This is a genomic window from Pseudomonas sp. Fl4BN1, from assembly GCF_009908285.1.
In the GTDB taxonomy this organism is placed as follows: Bacteria; Pseudomonadota; Gammaproteobacteria; order Pseudomonadales; family Pseudomonadaceae; genus Aquipseudomonas.
Genome location: NZ_JAAARM010000006.1, coordinates 169,612 through 182,573 on the forward strand (window position 1 = coordinate 169,612; position 12,962 = coordinate 182,573).

At 61.9% G+C, this 12,962-nt stretch carries 12 protein-coding genes; 8 read left to right on the forward strand and 4 right to left on the reverse strand.

Going from position 1 to position 12,962, the window contains the following annotated elements; translation table 11 throughout:
- Positions 1–23 precede the first annotated feature (23 nt).
- The 3 genes from GV818_RS09365 to GV818_RS09375 all read left to right on the forward strand — a co-directional run bounded on the left by GV818_RS09365 (position 24) and on the right by GV818_RS09375 (position 2,933).
- Positions 24–1,016, forward strand: a complete 993-nt coding sequence (locus GV818_RS09365) for an NAD-dependent epimerase/dehydratase family protein (RefSeq protein ID WP_161776406.1) — start codon at positions 24–26, stop codon at positions 1,014–1,016.
- A 106-nt stretch (positions 1,017–1,122) separates the two neighbouring features.
- Entirely contained in the window at positions 1,123–1,962 is an 840-nt protein-coding gene (locus GV818_RS09370) for an ATPase (RefSeq protein ID WP_161776407.1), read from the forward strand.
- 122 nt (positions 1,963–2,084) lie between these two features.
- The gene (locus tag GV818_RS09375; RefSeq protein ID WP_161758387.1) at positions 2,085–2,933 is read left to right on the forward strand and encodes a cache domain-containing protein; all 849 of its coding nucleotides are present in this window, start codon (positions 2,085–2,087) and stop codon (positions 2,931–2,933) included.
- A 76-nt stretch (positions 2,934–3,009) separates the two neighbouring features.
- Here the strand turns inward: GV818_RS09375 and GV818_RS09380 are convergent, their stop codons facing one another.
- Positions 3,010–4,464, reverse strand: coding sequence for an MDR family MFS transporter (locus GV818_RS09380; RefSeq protein ID WP_372242085.1), 1,455 nt, complete (start codon positions 4,462–4,464; stop codon positions 3,010–3,012).
- A 462-nt stretch (positions 4,465–4,926) separates the two neighbouring features.
- Between GV818_RS09380 and GV818_RS09385 the strand changes: the two genes are divergently transcribed.
- Positions 4,927–5,841, forward strand: a complete 915-nt coding sequence (locus GV818_RS09385; RefSeq protein WP_161776433.1) for a helix-turn-helix domain-containing protein — start codon at positions 4,927–4,929, stop codon at positions 5,839–5,841.
- Here GV818_RS09385 and GV818_RS34095 read toward each other — a convergent pair.
- On the reverse strand, positions 5,834–6,010 hold the full coding sequence (locus GV818_RS34095; RefSeq protein ID WP_178124819.1) for a hypothetical protein: 177 nt from the start codon (positions 6,008–6,010) through the stop codon (positions 5,834–5,836). The two genes, GV818_RS09385 and GV818_RS34095, sit on opposite strands and share 8 nt — an antisense overlap.
- Positions 6,011–6,162: 152 nt before the next feature.
- Complete coding sequence (locus GV818_RS09390; RefSeq protein WP_161758389.1) at positions 6,163–7,068, reverse strand: LysR family transcriptional regulator; 906 nt, start codon at positions 7,066–7,068, stop codon at positions 6,163–6,165.
- 114 nt (positions 7,069–7,182) lie between these two features.
- On the opposite strand from GV818_RS09390, the gene GV818_RS09395 reads away from it, so the two are divergent.
- Entirely contained in the window at positions 7,183–8,067 is an 885-nt protein-coding gene (locus GV818_RS09395) for an MBL fold metallo-hydrolase (RefSeq protein WP_161776409.1), read from the forward strand.
- Positions 8,068–8,137: 70 nt separating this feature from the next.
- Entirely contained in the window at positions 8,138–8,752 is a 615-nt protein-coding gene (locus GV818_RS09400; protein ID WP_161776410.1) for an NAD(P)-dependent oxidoreductase, read from the forward strand.
- A 73-nt stretch (positions 8,753–8,825) separates the two neighbouring features.
- Here the strand turns inward: GV818_RS09400 and GV818_RS09405 are convergent, their stop codons facing one another.
- Complete coding sequence (locus GV818_RS09405; RefSeq protein ID WP_161776411.1) at positions 8,826–9,707, reverse strand: LysR substrate-binding domain-containing protein; 882 nt, start codon at positions 9,705–9,707, stop codon at positions 8,826–8,828.
- A gap of 159 nt (positions 9,708–9,866) precedes the next feature.
- On the opposite strand from GV818_RS09405, the gene GV818_RS09410 reads away from it, so the two are divergent.
- Together GV818_RS09410 and GV818_RS09415 are read left to right on the forward strand one after the other, a co-directional pair.
- Entirely contained in the window at positions 9,867–11,504 is a 1,638-nt protein-coding gene (locus tag GV818_RS09410; protein WP_161776412.1) for a 5-guanidino-2-oxopentanoate decarboxylase, read from the forward strand.
- The gene (locus GV818_RS09415) at positions 11,501–12,949 is read left to right on the forward strand and encodes an aldehyde dehydrogenase family protein (RefSeq protein WP_161776413.1); all 1,449 of its coding nucleotides are present in this window, start codon (positions 11,501–11,503) and stop codon (positions 12,947–12,949) included. The genes GV818_RS09410 and GV818_RS09415 overlap by 4 nt, the downstream gene beginning before the upstream one ends.
- The last annotated feature ends 13 nt before the right edge of the window (positions 12,950–12,962 follow it).

The following is a 12,962-nucleotide window of genomic DNA, read 5'->3' on the forward strand; positions in this document are numbered from 1 at the left end:
CACTGCTTTTTTTAGGAACGTTCATGAAAATTCTGGTTACCGGCGCAAGCGGCTTCATTGGCGGGCGCTTCGCCCGTTTTGCCCTTGAGCAGGGCCTGGAGGTGCGGGTCAATGGACGCCGCGCCGAAGCCACGGAACACCTGGTGCGCCGTGGCGCCGAGTTTGTCCCGGGGGATTTGAGCGATGCCGGCCTGGTGCGCGAACTGTGCCGCGATGTCGACAGCGTGGTGCATTGCGCCGGTGCCGTGGGCCTGTGGGGGCGTTATCAGGACTTCCATCAAGGCAATGTGATGGTCACCGAGAACGTGGTCGAAGCCTGCCTCAAGCAACGGGTACAGCGGCTGGTGCATCTGTCCTCGCCGTCGATCTATTTCGACGGCCGTGATCACCTGGGACTGACCGAAGAGCAGGTGCCCAAGCGCTTCAAGCACCCTTATGCGGCCACCAAGTACCTGGCTGAGCAGAAGGTCTTCGGTGCCCAGGAGTTTGGCCTTGAAGTGATTGCACTGCGCCCGCGATTCGTCACGGGTGCCGGTGACATGAGCATTTTCCCGCGGCTGTTGAAGATGCAGCGCAAGGGCCGCCTGGCCATCGTTGGCAATGGTTTGAACAAAGTCGACTTCACCAGCGTGCACAACCTCAACGAGGCTCTGTTCAGTAGCCTGCACGCCAGCGGTTCGGCCCTGGGCAAGGCCTACAACATCAGTAACGGGGCGCCGGTACCACTGTGGGACGTAGTCAACTACGTGATGCGCCAGATGCAGGTGCCGCAAGTCACCCGTTATCGCTCCTTTGGCCTGGCCTACAGTGTGGCGGCGCTCAATGAGGGCTTCTGCAAGCTCTGGCCGGGACGTCCGGAACCGACCCTGTCGCGCCTGGGGATGCAGGTCATGAACAAGAACTTCACCCTCGATATCAGCCGGGCCCGGCATTACCTTGGCTACGAGCCCAAAGTCAGTCTGTGGGCTGCCCTGGATGAATTCTGCAGCTGGTGGAAGGCTCAGGACATCAGCTGAAATCAAAGAAGGAACCGAGTTTGCCCGGTCCTGTCCATTGGCCGGGTGAATTAGCGGTTTATACTCGCCGCATTCAACCATCACTGCGGTTCAGAAAGGTTGCCCCATGCGTAACGATGCACACGATGACTTCGATGACGTTCCAAGTCTGCGCGCCGATCCCCTCGATGACGATGTCTTCCCCACCACCAGCGGTGCCCGCGAGCGCACCACCGTGCATTCGCGCAGTACACCGGTGGTCAAGGTCAAAGGCCCCAGCACCGGCCCTTTGTGGGCACTGGTCGGTGCCTTGTTCTTTGCCTTCATCGGCCTGGCCTGGTGGAGCTTCCAGCAGATTTCGCTGATGGAGCAGCAGTTGGTAGCGACCCAGGAAAGCTTCGCCAGGATCAGTGAAGAGGCGGCAGGGCGACTGCAGGACATCTCCGGCAAGGTGGTGGCCAGCCAGACCAATGTCACCACGGACAGCGAGGCGTTGAAGCTGCAGATCAAACAGCTGGAAAGCCGCTTGCAGGACCAGGGCCGACAGCAGCAGGGGGTCGCGGGGCAGGCCACGGATCTGGACAAGCGCCTGGCGCAGATGAGTGCGCAGACCGCCGAACAGCAGGCGGCCAGCACACAGTTGCAGGCCCAGGTGAAAGCCTTGAGCGCTGAACTGGCCAGCCTGAAAAGTGCCCAGGCCGATGGCGGCAAGGTCGATGCCCAGCTCAAGAGCCTCAGCGCCGACCTTGCAGCACTGAAGAAACAGGGTAATCCGAGCGCCGCCATCGAACGCCTGGAACAGGACATGATTGTGCTCAAGAGCCAGCAGGATAACCGTCCCGCTGCAGCGCAGAACGGTGCCAGCACTGCTGAGTTCGATGCGTTTCGTGGCCAGGTCACCCGCAATATCAATACGCTGCAAAGCCAGATCCAGAACCTGCAACAGCAGATCGACACCCGTCCCTGAAGGGCTCAGCCTTCCCGCGCGCTGCGTGGGAAGGTTTTGGTAAGCCAACGCCTGCTGAATGTTCACTCATGCCCTGCAGCCATCTACGCTCCTCAAGCGCCAACAAGAACGAGGAGTGGGCTATGAGGCTGCAGCACAAGATTACCTGGATAGGCTGGCTGTTATGGTTGTGCATCGGCTCGCTTCAGGCGGCCGTGCCGGTGGCTGATGACGGCGCGGCAGCCCGTGCGCTGCTGGAGAAAGCCCTGGGTTACTACCACGATCAGGGTGACAAGGCGTTTGCCGCCTTCAGCCGCCAGGGCGAGTTTGTCGACCATGATCGCTATGTGTTCGTGGTGGATACCCGGGGCGTGATGCTGGCCAGTGGCGGCCCTTCGTCGGTGTTGATTGGCCGCGATGTGTCCGAGGTGCTCGGGCCGGACCTGCGCAAGGCGTTCAAGGACGCGCTGAAGACTCCCGAGGCCAATGGCATCCAGCAGGCCGAGTACCGTTGGCAGAACTGGGCCGATGGCAAGATCGAGCGCAAACGCGTGTATTTCCAGCGTATCGGCGAGCGTATTCTGGCGGTGGGTTATTACTTGCCTCGAGCATCCGCCGAACAGGCCAAGGCGCTACTGGAACGGACGGCCACGGCCTTGAGTTCGGATCAGCCCGGCACGCTCAAGGCCATCAATGCCTTGCAGGGCGGGTTTCTTGAAGACGACCTGTATGTGTTTGTGGTGGATCTCGACAGCGGGCGGTACCTGGCCCATGGCACCAACCTGCGGTTGCTCAATACCGACTTCAGCAAGGTCAAGGATCCCCAGGGCAAGCCGGTCGGGGAGCCGATGCTGGCACTCATGGCCCGGCAGGATCAGGGGGAGTACGACTATCGCTGGAAGAACCCGGTGACCGGGAAGACCGAGGACAAGCATGCCTATCTGCGCAAGGTCGGGAATCTGCTGGTTGCTGTGGGCTATTACAGCCCTTGATTGAGTCCTGAACCTGGATCTATCCCTGTAGTCGCAGCTTTCGCTAGCGGCTACAGGGTTCCAGCCAATAGCTCGATCAACGAGCCTTGTCTTCGCGACCGCGCAGCAAACGATTGGGCATGGCAATCGCTGCGACCAGTCCCAGCAGGGAAACCCCGGCACTGACCAACAGCAAGTGCTGGAAGGTCAGCAGCAATTGGGCCCGCAAGGCCTCTCGTGCCGGTCCAGGCGCAGCATTCAGGCCTTCCAGCAGGGCATTGCCGGAATGCCCTTCGCTCATCAACCCGGCGCCGCTCAAATGCGCCAGGCTGGAGTCTTGCAGCAAGGCCAGCAGCAGTGCCGACATCAGTGCCACGCCCACCGCGCCACCCAGGGCGCGGAACAGGTTGGTGGTGCTGGTGGCAACCCCGATATCTCGCTGTTCCACCGAGTTTTGGGTGCCCACCAGCGAAGTGGGAAACTGCATGCCGCCAGCAATCCCGCAGAGCAGCATGAACAGGCTGCTGAGTAGCACCGTCTGGGGCGGTACCAAGGCCATGCCGAGGATCGATACCGGCATCAGCAGCGCTCCGCCCAGGATCATCGGCTTGTAGCGTCCGGTGACCGAGGTCATGCGTCCGGCGCAGTAGGCGCCTATGGGCAGTCCAATGGCCAGCGGCAGCAGGTGCAGGGCGGCGCTGTCGGCTCCGGCCCCAGTGATGCTTTGAAAGCGCAGGGGCATCAGCACGATCAGCGAGATAGCCTGGAAGCTGGTGAAGAAAATCGTGCACCAGCACAGCAGCGCATTGCGGTTGGCGAACAGGTGCATCGGCAGTAGCGGCTCCCGGGTCCGGCGTTCATGCCAGACAAACAGCGCCAGGACGATGAGCGCGATGGCCAGCAGGTCAAGCACCTCGGCGCTGCGCCATGAGTGGCCCTGGCCCACTTGTGTGATGCCCAGTAACAGAGTGCTCAGGCCGATGATCAGCAGGAGGGTACCGAGGTAGTCGATGATCGGTTTGCGTTGCGGCACCGGCAGCCCCCGCAGGGTGCGATGGGCCACCCACCAGGCACCCAGGCCCAGAGGCAGGTTGATCAGGAACACCCAGCGCCAGGACAGGAATTGGGTCATGTAACCACCAAGCACGGGGCCGGCGACGCTGGCTACTGCGTACATGCTGCTGAAGTAGCCTTGGTACCGGCCGCGCTCCCGAGGGGGAACGATGTCGCCAATGATTGCCTGGCTCACCGAAATCATGCCGCCGGCACCGATGCCCTGGAAAATCCGGGCCAGCACCAGTTGCTCCATGTTCTGGGCCAGGCCGCAGAACAACGAGGCCAGGGTGAACAGGCCCATGCCGAACAGCATCAGCCGGCGGCGGCCGTAGAGGTCGCCGAGCTTGCCGTAGATAGGCACGGCAACGGTCATCGCCACCATGTATCCGGAGATTACCCAAGCCAGCAGGCCGATATCCTTGAACTGGGCGGAAATGGCCGGCATGGAGACGGCAACGATGGTCTGGTCCAGGGCACCGAGAAAGATTGCCAGCATCAGGGCGATCAGCACGCTGCGAATGGCCGGTTTTGGCGGGCCAGGCGGTGGGAGGTGAGTCACGAAAGAACCTGCGGGCAGTGATTGACCCACCGGGGCAAGGTTGGTGGGAATGCTTGTCAGTGTACTAGATAGGTACCTACTAGATAGTCTTGCAAGGAAGTCCGCGAGGGTTTTTCGTCAAAGCTTTTCCAAGCATTTGCTGAGTGGGATGTCTTTGGGATGTTCCGGGAATGAGCAGGCCTGGATGCTTGTTTAACGTCGTAATGGGAAGCATTTTGTATACTGCGAAATCTTCGCAGGTTTCCTGGAAGGCAACTGGATGCCTAGGTATTGATGTTGCCGATACTTGCATTTTTCCTGGGTGAAACCGTCAATTGAGCGACACACCCCGGCGGATATCCGATCACCTTGCTTACTGGTGCGATGATCGTCCGTCACTCTGAGGCCTGGACTGAAGTGATCAACAAGCCCGCCCTTGCTGCCATTCCCGTGTTCAAGCTCTATGGCGAAAGCCTGGAGTGGCCCACTCCCGACCTGCTGCATTGCGAGCCCATCAGCCAGCGCAGTCGTGAGCACCACTGGGAAATCAAACCCCATCGACATGCCGATCTGTGCCAATTGTTGTTTGTACGCCGGGGGCAGGCGCAACTGGAGGTCGAAGGCCAGCGGACTCTGCTGGGCGAGTCGGCGGTCCAGGTCCTGCCGCCGTTGTCGGTCCACGGCTTTCGTTTTTCCGAAGATATCGAAGGTTATGTGGTGACTTTGGCGGCACCGCTGGTCGGCCATCTGCAAGCTCAGTTGGGGGCGGCGGAAAATACTTTGTCGAAGTCTGCCAGTTACTCGGCGCGGGGCGATGTGGAGTATTTGAACGAGCTGTTTGCCGCGTTGCAGAACGAGTACCAGGGGCAGCAACCGGCTCGTGAAATGCTCATGCATGCGCTGGTCAGCATGATTGTGGTCTGGGTGGGGCGCCAGGCCTTGCAGCGCAGCAGCGCCAGCCAGCGGCCACAGCGTGCACGGGAATACTTCAACGGGTTTATCCAGTTGGTAGAAACCCACTACCGCGAGCATGTGAAGGTCGAGGAGTTGGCCCACAGGCTGGGGATCTCGGTGTCCCACCTCAACGGCACCTGCCGCGAACTGGCCGGGCAGCCGGCGTTGCAGATCATCCACGAGCGCCAGCTACTGGAAGCCAAGCGCTTGCTGACCTACACCGGAATGACCATCTACGAAATTTCCGCAAACCTGGGGTTTTCCGATCCCACCAACTTCACCCGGCTGTTCCGGCGCCGGGTAGGGATCTCGCCCAAGGTGTTTCGGGACCGCTTGAAGGCCGATCAGGCCAATGACCCCGGCCCCCCGTCACTCACCTGAGGGCGTTCAGGGTGGCGTTGTGGGGAATGCAGTGTTCCAGGTTGCAACTGGCGTCGTTACGCGGCTGCATACGGGCCTGTTCAACGCGATAAGCAGCGGTACCGTACAGCGCCAAGGTCATGGTGCAAGTCATGAAAATGGCCAGGTACCTTCTTGTTTTAACGTTCATGGCAAAGACCTCTGAACCAATACCCGCTTATTTTAAGTGGGTACTGTTATCAGCATAGGTCAGTTGCGGGCGCTCGCCAGACTGCTGTCCGACCGATGTGGCAAGGTATCCAGCAGACGGATCGAGAGTCGGAATTATCTGCTCCTGGCTACCTACAAACCTTCGTCCCAGCGTGGTTCCTGGGGAAACCTGAGTACCAGGAAGTCCAGCATGCTGCGCAAGGTCGCCGGCATGTGCTTGCGTGAGGCATAGACCGCGTACATGTTCATCTTGCGCGGTTCGGCGTTGCTCAGCAGGCGCACCAGCTCCCCGCGCTTGATGTACTCCCCGGCCTGATAGCTGGGCAGCATGGCGATGCCGGCACCCGCCATGGTAGTGCGCAGCAAGGTACTGGCCTCGTTGGCACTGATGTTGCCCTGCACGGGCACCGACACTTGTTCACCGTCCTGTTCGAAATGCCACAGGCTCTTGCCGAAGTAGGAGTGGGTCAGGCAGTTGTGTCGGCTCAACTCTTCCACGCGCTGTGGTGCCGGGTGTTCTTGCAGGTACGCCGGGGAGGCGCAGATCACTGAGCGGCATACAGTCAGGCGCCGGGCAATCAGATTCGGGTCCAGGTCATTGCTGGTGCGGATTGCCAGATCGATACGTTCATCCACCAGGTTCACCGTGCGATCGAGCATTTGCAGGTCGACGCTGACTCCCGGATGGCGCTTGACGTAGTCGGCCATGGCATCGGCCAGCTGTGATTGACCGAACGAGGTGCTGACGCTGATGCGCAGCAGCCCGCGGGGCGCATCATCCGGCTCGCCGACCGCTGCATGCATGTCGTTCGACAGCTCCAGCATCTGCCGGCAGCGGGGCAGAATCTCGCCACCGGCAGCGGTCAGGCTGAGCTTGCGTGTGGTGCGGTGCATCAGCCGGGCGCCGACCCAGTCTTCCAGTTCCGCGAGATAACGTGAAACCACTGGTCGCGACAGGTCCAGGTGATCGGCAGCGGCCGACTGGCTGCCCAGGTCGACAACCGTGACGAAGACCTGCATTGCTTGGAGACGATCCATTATTTGCCCGCTTTCAGAAACAAACTATGTTCAAGCATCGCATTTTTTGTAACGACTCAGGCAACTAAGCTTTGTCCATCCCCAACCACGCCAACAGATGCTGGAGCTACCCTCATGATCGGATTCACCTCACTCAAACGCCTGCTGTTGGCCACCGCCACCCTGGGTTTTGCCGCCCATGCGGCCGCCGCCGAGCCAACCCTGAAACTGGATGTCTACAACCCGGGAGCCAACGCAATTTTCCCGGTGACCTCGGTGCTGGTCAGCGGCAAGAAGGACGCGATCCTGGTGGATGCCCAGTTCGGCAAATCCCAGGCCCAGCAACTGGTAGACAAGATCCGCGCCAGCGGCAAACACCTGACCACCATCTACATCAGCCATGGTGATCCGGACTACTACTTTGGCCTCGACACCCTGACCACTGCCTTCCCGGATGCCAAGGTCGTGGCCTCGCAGCCGACGGTCGACCACATCATGGCCACCGTAGACGGCAAACTCGCCTTCTGGGGCCCGAAAATGGGTGCCGATGTACCGGCCAAGACCATTGTGCCAAGCGTACTCAATGGGCACAGCTTGACCCTGGAGGGGCAGAAGCTCGAGGTTATCGGCTTGGACGGCAAGCAGCCGGACCGCAGCTTTGTCTGGATCCCGTCGATCAAGGCGGTGGTCGGTGGTGTAGTGGTAGCGGAAAACATCCATGTATGGATGGCCGATACCCAGACTGCGCAATCCCATAAGGACTGGTTGAGCACCCTGAAGACCATCGACGGCCTGCAACCCAAGACCGTGATCCCTGGGCACTTCCTCGGTGACAGCGCGCGCTCTCTGGCCCCGGTGCATTTCACTGCGGACTACATCAAGGCTTTCGACGAAGAGACCGCCAAGGCCAAGGATTCCGCAGAACTGATTGCGGCCATGAAGAAGCGTTACCCGGACCTGGGCGAGGACAGCTCCCTGGAGCTGAGCGCCAAGGTCGCCAAGGGCGAAATGAAGTGGTGAAAACGGCTTGACCCGCTCCCTAGTCGGGAGCGGGCGCCTCTGTACTCTCTTAGCCAACTGGAGAATTGTCATGAGCAAGATTGCAATCATTGGTGCCACCGGCCGTGCCGGTAGCCAACTCTTGGAAGAAGCCCTGCGTCGCGGTCACAGCGTCACCGCCATCGCCCGTAACACGGCGAAGATCGGCCAGCGTGCCGGTGTGCTCACCCGTGATGTTGATGTGGCCGACAGTGCCGCTCTGCAAGCGGCGGTGGCCGGTCATGATGTGGTGATCAGTGCTGCGCATTTCTCCACCATCGCGGCCAGCGCTATCATCGACCCGGTGAAAAAGGCTGGGGTCAAGCGCCTGCTAGTGGTGGGCGGTGCCGGTTCGCTGCTGTTGCCCGGTGGTAGCAAGGTCATCGACAGCCCCGGCTTCCCGCCGGAGTACAAGGCCGAAGCCAGCGCCGGTGGGGTCTACCTCGACACCTTGCGCAAGGAGCAGGATCTGGACTGGACCTTCCTCTCGCCTTCGGCGGAGTTCGTCGAAGGTGAACGTACCGGACATTTCCGCCTGGGTCAGGACGATCTGTTGGTCAGCGCTGAAGGGCGCAGCTGGATCACCTTCGCCGACTACGCCATTGCCCTGATCGACGAAGTGGAAAAGCCTGCCCACGTTCGCCAGCGCTTCACTGTCGGTTACTGATGACCCTGTAGCGGGTGCCTTGCCCGGTAACGTGCAAGGCCCCGCTACGCCGCGCGGTAGCGCGTCGATCCTTTCAACGCTGCTGCGCTTGCTCCACCAGCCAGTCAAGCAACTCCTGCAGTTGCGCCGCAGGCCCCGGACGCTCCGGGTAGACCAGGTAGTACGCCTGTCCTGTCGGCACCTTCAATTCAAAAGGCATGACCAGCCGCCCGGCACTCAGGTCGTCGCCAATCAACGCCCAATCGCCAATCGCCACCCCGGTCCCCTGGGACGCCACGGACATCGCCAGGTCCAGGGTTTCGAAATGCTGGCCCTTGCCCAGGGTATTCAGTGGCGTGCCCGCCGCTTTCAGCCAGGTTTGCCAATCCCGTTGATCATGGGACGGGTGCAGCAGCAGATGCTGATGCAGGTCCGCCGGTTTTTTGAGGGGCACCGGGCCCTCCAGCAGGGGACGCGAGCAGACGGGCGTCAGCTGTTCATTGAACAGGTATAGCGAGCCAAGGGAGGGTGCGGGAGGGGCGCCGTACATGACGGCGGCGTCGAAAGGCTCGCGGCTGAAATCCACACCGTGCTGGATGGTGGTGGTCAATTGCACCGGCACGTCGGGGCGCTCCTTCTGCCATTGCAGCAGCCGTGGCAGCAACCAGCGCATCACGCAGGTCGGGGCCTTGAGGCGCAGGTTGCGGCTCTGGCCGCCGATCTCATCCACGGCACGATTGATCAGCTCGAATACCTGCTGCACCCGTGGCAGCCATTCCAGCCCTTCAGCAGTGAGGCTCAGGCCTCGGGCCTGGCGCACGAAGAGTGGGTACCCCAGATGACTTTCCAGCCCGGCGATCTGCCGGCTCACCGCTCCTTGAGTGATGTGCAGCTGCTCGGCGGCGCGAGTGAAATTGCAGCACTGGGCGGTGACCAGGAACGTGTGCAGCGCGGGTAGGGGAGGCAGACGTTTCATGGACAACCAAGGCATGACGTGAGGACATGGCTAGTATGACTTTTTATCCATTGTTGCGGCTACAGGCCCACCGTTCCAATAGCCCTCTTGCGGTGTCTGATGGCGTTTTCAAGCCAGCGGTCAGGCGTCCGGTTTCCAACCAATAAAAAGGGCGATGAGATGGCGACGTGCGGTGAAGTACTGGTCAAGTTACTCGAAGGTTATGGGGTCGAGCAGGTGTTCGGCATTCCTGGGGTGCACACCGTCGAGCTGTATCGCGGCCTGGCCCGTTCGCCGATCAACCATGTCACCCCGCGCCATGAGCAAGGCGCTGGCTTCATGGCTGACGGTTACGCGCGTACCAGCGGCAAGCCCGGCGTGTGTTTCATCATCACCGGTCCCGGGATGACCAATATCACCACCGCCATGGGGCAGGCCTACGCTGACTCGATTCCCATGCTGGTGATCTCCAGCGTGCAGTCCCGCAGCCAGTTGGGCGGCGGGCGCGGCAAACTCCACGAGTTACCGAACCAGGGCGCCCTGGTCAGTGGCGTGGCGGCGTTCTCTCACACTCTGATGTGCGCCGATGAATTGCCGGGCGTGCTGGCTCGGGCTTTCGCGCTGTTCCAGGCGGGTCGCCCACGTCCGGTGCATATCGAGATCCCCCTAGATGTATTGGTCCAGGAGGCGGATCACCTGCTGGCCTGTGAGCCGGTGAACATCGCCCGCGCCGGTGCCGCTCCGGTGGCAGTCGCGCAGATGAGCCAGCTGTTGGCGACAGCCAAGCGGCCGCTGATTCTCGCTGGTGGTGGCGCCATCGACGCGGCGGCGCCGCTGATCCATTTGGCAGAGCTGCTGCAGGCCCCAGTGGCGCTGACCATCAACGCCAAGGGCATGTTGCCGTCGGCACACCCGTTGTTGATCGGCTCCACCCAGTCGATGGTGGCGACCCGGGCCCTGGTGGCGGAAGCCGACGTGGTGCTGGCGATCGGCACCGAGCTGGCGGAAACCGACTACGACGTGACCTTTGCCGGCGGCTTTGAAATCCCTGGGAGCTTGTTGCGGATCGACATCGATACCGATCAGACCGTACGCAATTACCCGCCGAAAGTGGCCCTGGTGGCCGACGCCAGAATGGCTGCCGATGCCCTGCTGGCCGAGCTGTCCCGGCAAACCCTGGTAGCGCGCAGCAGCAATTGGGGGCAAGCCCGCGCCGCGGCCTTGCGCAGTGAGCTCGACGACCTCTGGGATACCCCGACCCGGGCCCAGACCCTGTTTCTGGAAACCGTGGTTGGAGAGCTGCCGGAAATCGTCCTGGTGGGCGACTCCACCCAGCCGGTGTACAGCGGCAACCTGACCTTCAACCCCGAGCAACCGCGCCGCTGGTTCAACTCCTCCACTGGCTACGGCACCCTGGGTTATGCCCTGCCGGCCGCCATTGGCGCCTGGCTCGGTGGCGGTTCGCAGCCCAGTCAGCGGCGGCCGGTGGCCTGCCTGATCGGCGACGGTGGCTTGCAGTTCACCCTGTCGGAGCTGGCCTGCGCGGTGGAGGCACGCACGCCGATCATCGTCCTGTTGTGGAATAACCAGGGCTACGAAGAGATCAAGAAGTACATGCTCAATCGCGCGATCGAGCCGGTGGGCGTCGACATCTACACCCCGGACTTCATCGCCGTGGCCAAGGGCCTGGGCTGCGCCGCGCAGAGCATCGACAACGTCGAACAACTACGCGCGGCCCTGCGCATGGCAGTGGATCGCCAGGGGCCAACGCTGATTGAAATCGACCAGAATCGCTGGACCCAAGGAGTACAGGCATGAGCGCGCTGTCCTTGCTGAACGGGCTGTACATCGATGGTCAATGGTCGGTAGGTGACGAACGGCTGAAGGTGATCAACCCCGCCACCGAGGCACCCCTGGCCGAGGTGGCGGGCGGTGGCCCAGAGGCCGTGGATCGGGCCTTGGATGCTGCTGCCGCTGGCCTCGTGCGCTGGTCGCAGAGCAGCGGTGCCGAGCGTGCCGTGGTATTGCGCAAGATCGCTGCCGGAGTAGCCGAGCGTCGGGAGCGACTGATGTATTTGCAGTCGAGCAACAACGGCAAGCCCCAGTTCGAGGCAGCCATGGATGTGGACGATGTGATTGCCACCTTCGAATACTACGCAGGGCTGGCGCAGGGCCTGGACGCGGCTCAGGACGCCAATGTAGCCCTGCCCAGCGAGGCATTCAGCGCCCGCTTGCGTCGTGAGCCCTGTGGCATCGTCGGGCTGATCGTGCCGTGGAACTTCCCTATGGTCACCACCGCCTGGAAGCTCGCTCCAGCCCTGGCTGCGGGCTGCAGCGTGGTGCTCAAACCCTCGGAGGTCACACCGCTGCCGGAGCTGGAGCTCGCGGCAATCATTGCCGAAAGCGGCTTGCCCAAGGGCGTGTTCAATCTGGTCTGTGGCACGGGGCTGGCGGTGGGCGCACCGTTGGCGGCGGACCCGCGAGTGGCGAAGATTTCCTTCACCGGCAGTAATGCGGTGGGGGTGCAAGTCATGCAGCGGGCAGCGGAAACCATCAAGGGCGTGAGCCTGGAGCTGGGCGGCAAATCCGCCTTGCTGGTGCTGGCCGACGCCGATCTGGATCTGGCGGTGGAGCTGGCCTGTGGCGGCGGTTTCTTCAATGCCGGGCAGATGTGTTCCGCCACCAGCCGGGTGCTGGTGGCTGACGAGTTGGCCGATGAGTTTCTTCTGCGTCTCAAGGCCCGGGCCGAAGGCATTCGGGTGGCCGATCCGTTCGAGCCCGAGGTGGAAATGGGCGCACTGGTAAACCGGCTGCAATACCAGCGGGTGCTGGCGCATATCGACCAGGGTTTGAGTGTCGGCGCCAAGCTAGTCTGCGGTGGCGCTCGTCCGGCCGGTTTGCAACAGGGGTATTTCATTCGGCCCACGGTGTTCACCGAGGTGCCGTTGGACAGTGCCTTGTGGTGCGAAGAAATCTTTGGCCCGGTGCTGTGCGTGCGCAGTTTTACCAGCGAGCAGCAAGCCATCGAGCTGGCCAATGACAGCGAGTTCGGACTGGTGGCCAGCGTGGTGGGGGCGGACGTCGATAATGCCGAGCGGGTTGCCAACGCCCTGCAGGCCGGCCTGGTGTGGATCAACGCGCCTCAGGTGATCTTTCCCCAGGCCGCCTGGGGTGGCTACAAGCAGAGCAGCATTGGTCGCGAGCTGGGCCCGTGGGGCCTACAAGCGTTCCAGGAAATCAAGCATGTGATCCGCGCCCTGTAGGAGACGGCGCACC

Bases quoted from the DNA above. Each gene is read 5' to 3' on its own strand.
- GV818_RS09365 (WP_161776406.1), top strand. From the start codon at position 24: ATGAAAATTCTGGTTACCGGCGCAAGCGGCTTCATTGGCGGGCGCTTC.
- GV818_RS09370 (WP_161776407.1), top strand. From the start codon at position 1,123: ATGCGTAACGATGCACACGATGACTTCGATGACGTTCCAAGTCTGCGC.
- GV818_RS09375 (WP_161758387.1), top strand. From the start codon at position 2,085: ATGAGGCTGCAGCACAAGATTACCTGGATAGGCTGGCTGTTATGGTTG.
- GV818_RS09380 (WP_372242085.1), bottom strand. From the start codon at position 4,464: ATGCTGGCAATCTTTCTCGGTGCCCTGGACCAGACCATCGTTGCCGTC.
- GV818_RS34095 (WP_178124819.1), bottom strand. From the start codon at position 6,010: ATGAACGTTAAAACAAGAAGGTACCTGGCCATTTTCATGACTTGCACC.
- GV818_RS09390 (WP_161758389.1), bottom strand. From the start codon at position 7,068: ATGGATCGTCTCCAAGCAATGCAGGTCTTCGTCACGGTTGTCGACCTG.
- GV818_RS09395 (WP_161776409.1), top strand. From the start codon at position 7,183: ATGATCGGATTCACCTCACTCAAACGCCTGCTGTTGGCCACCGCCACC.
- GV818_RS09400 (WP_161776410.1), top strand. From the start codon at position 8,138: ATGAGCAAGATTGCAATCATTGGTGCCACCGGCCGTGCCGGTAGCCAA.
- GV818_RS09405 (WP_161776411.1), bottom strand. From the start codon at position 9,707: ATGAAACGTCTGCCTCCCCTACCCGCGCTGCACACGTTCCTGGTCACC.
- GV818_RS09410 (WP_161776412.1), top strand. From the start codon at position 9,867: ATGGCGACGTGCGGTGAAGTACTGGTCAAGTTACTCGAAGGTTATGGG.
- GV818_RS09415 (WP_161776413.1), top strand. From the start codon at position 11,501: ATGAGCGCGCTGTCCTTGCTGAACGGGCTGTACATCGATGGTCAATGG.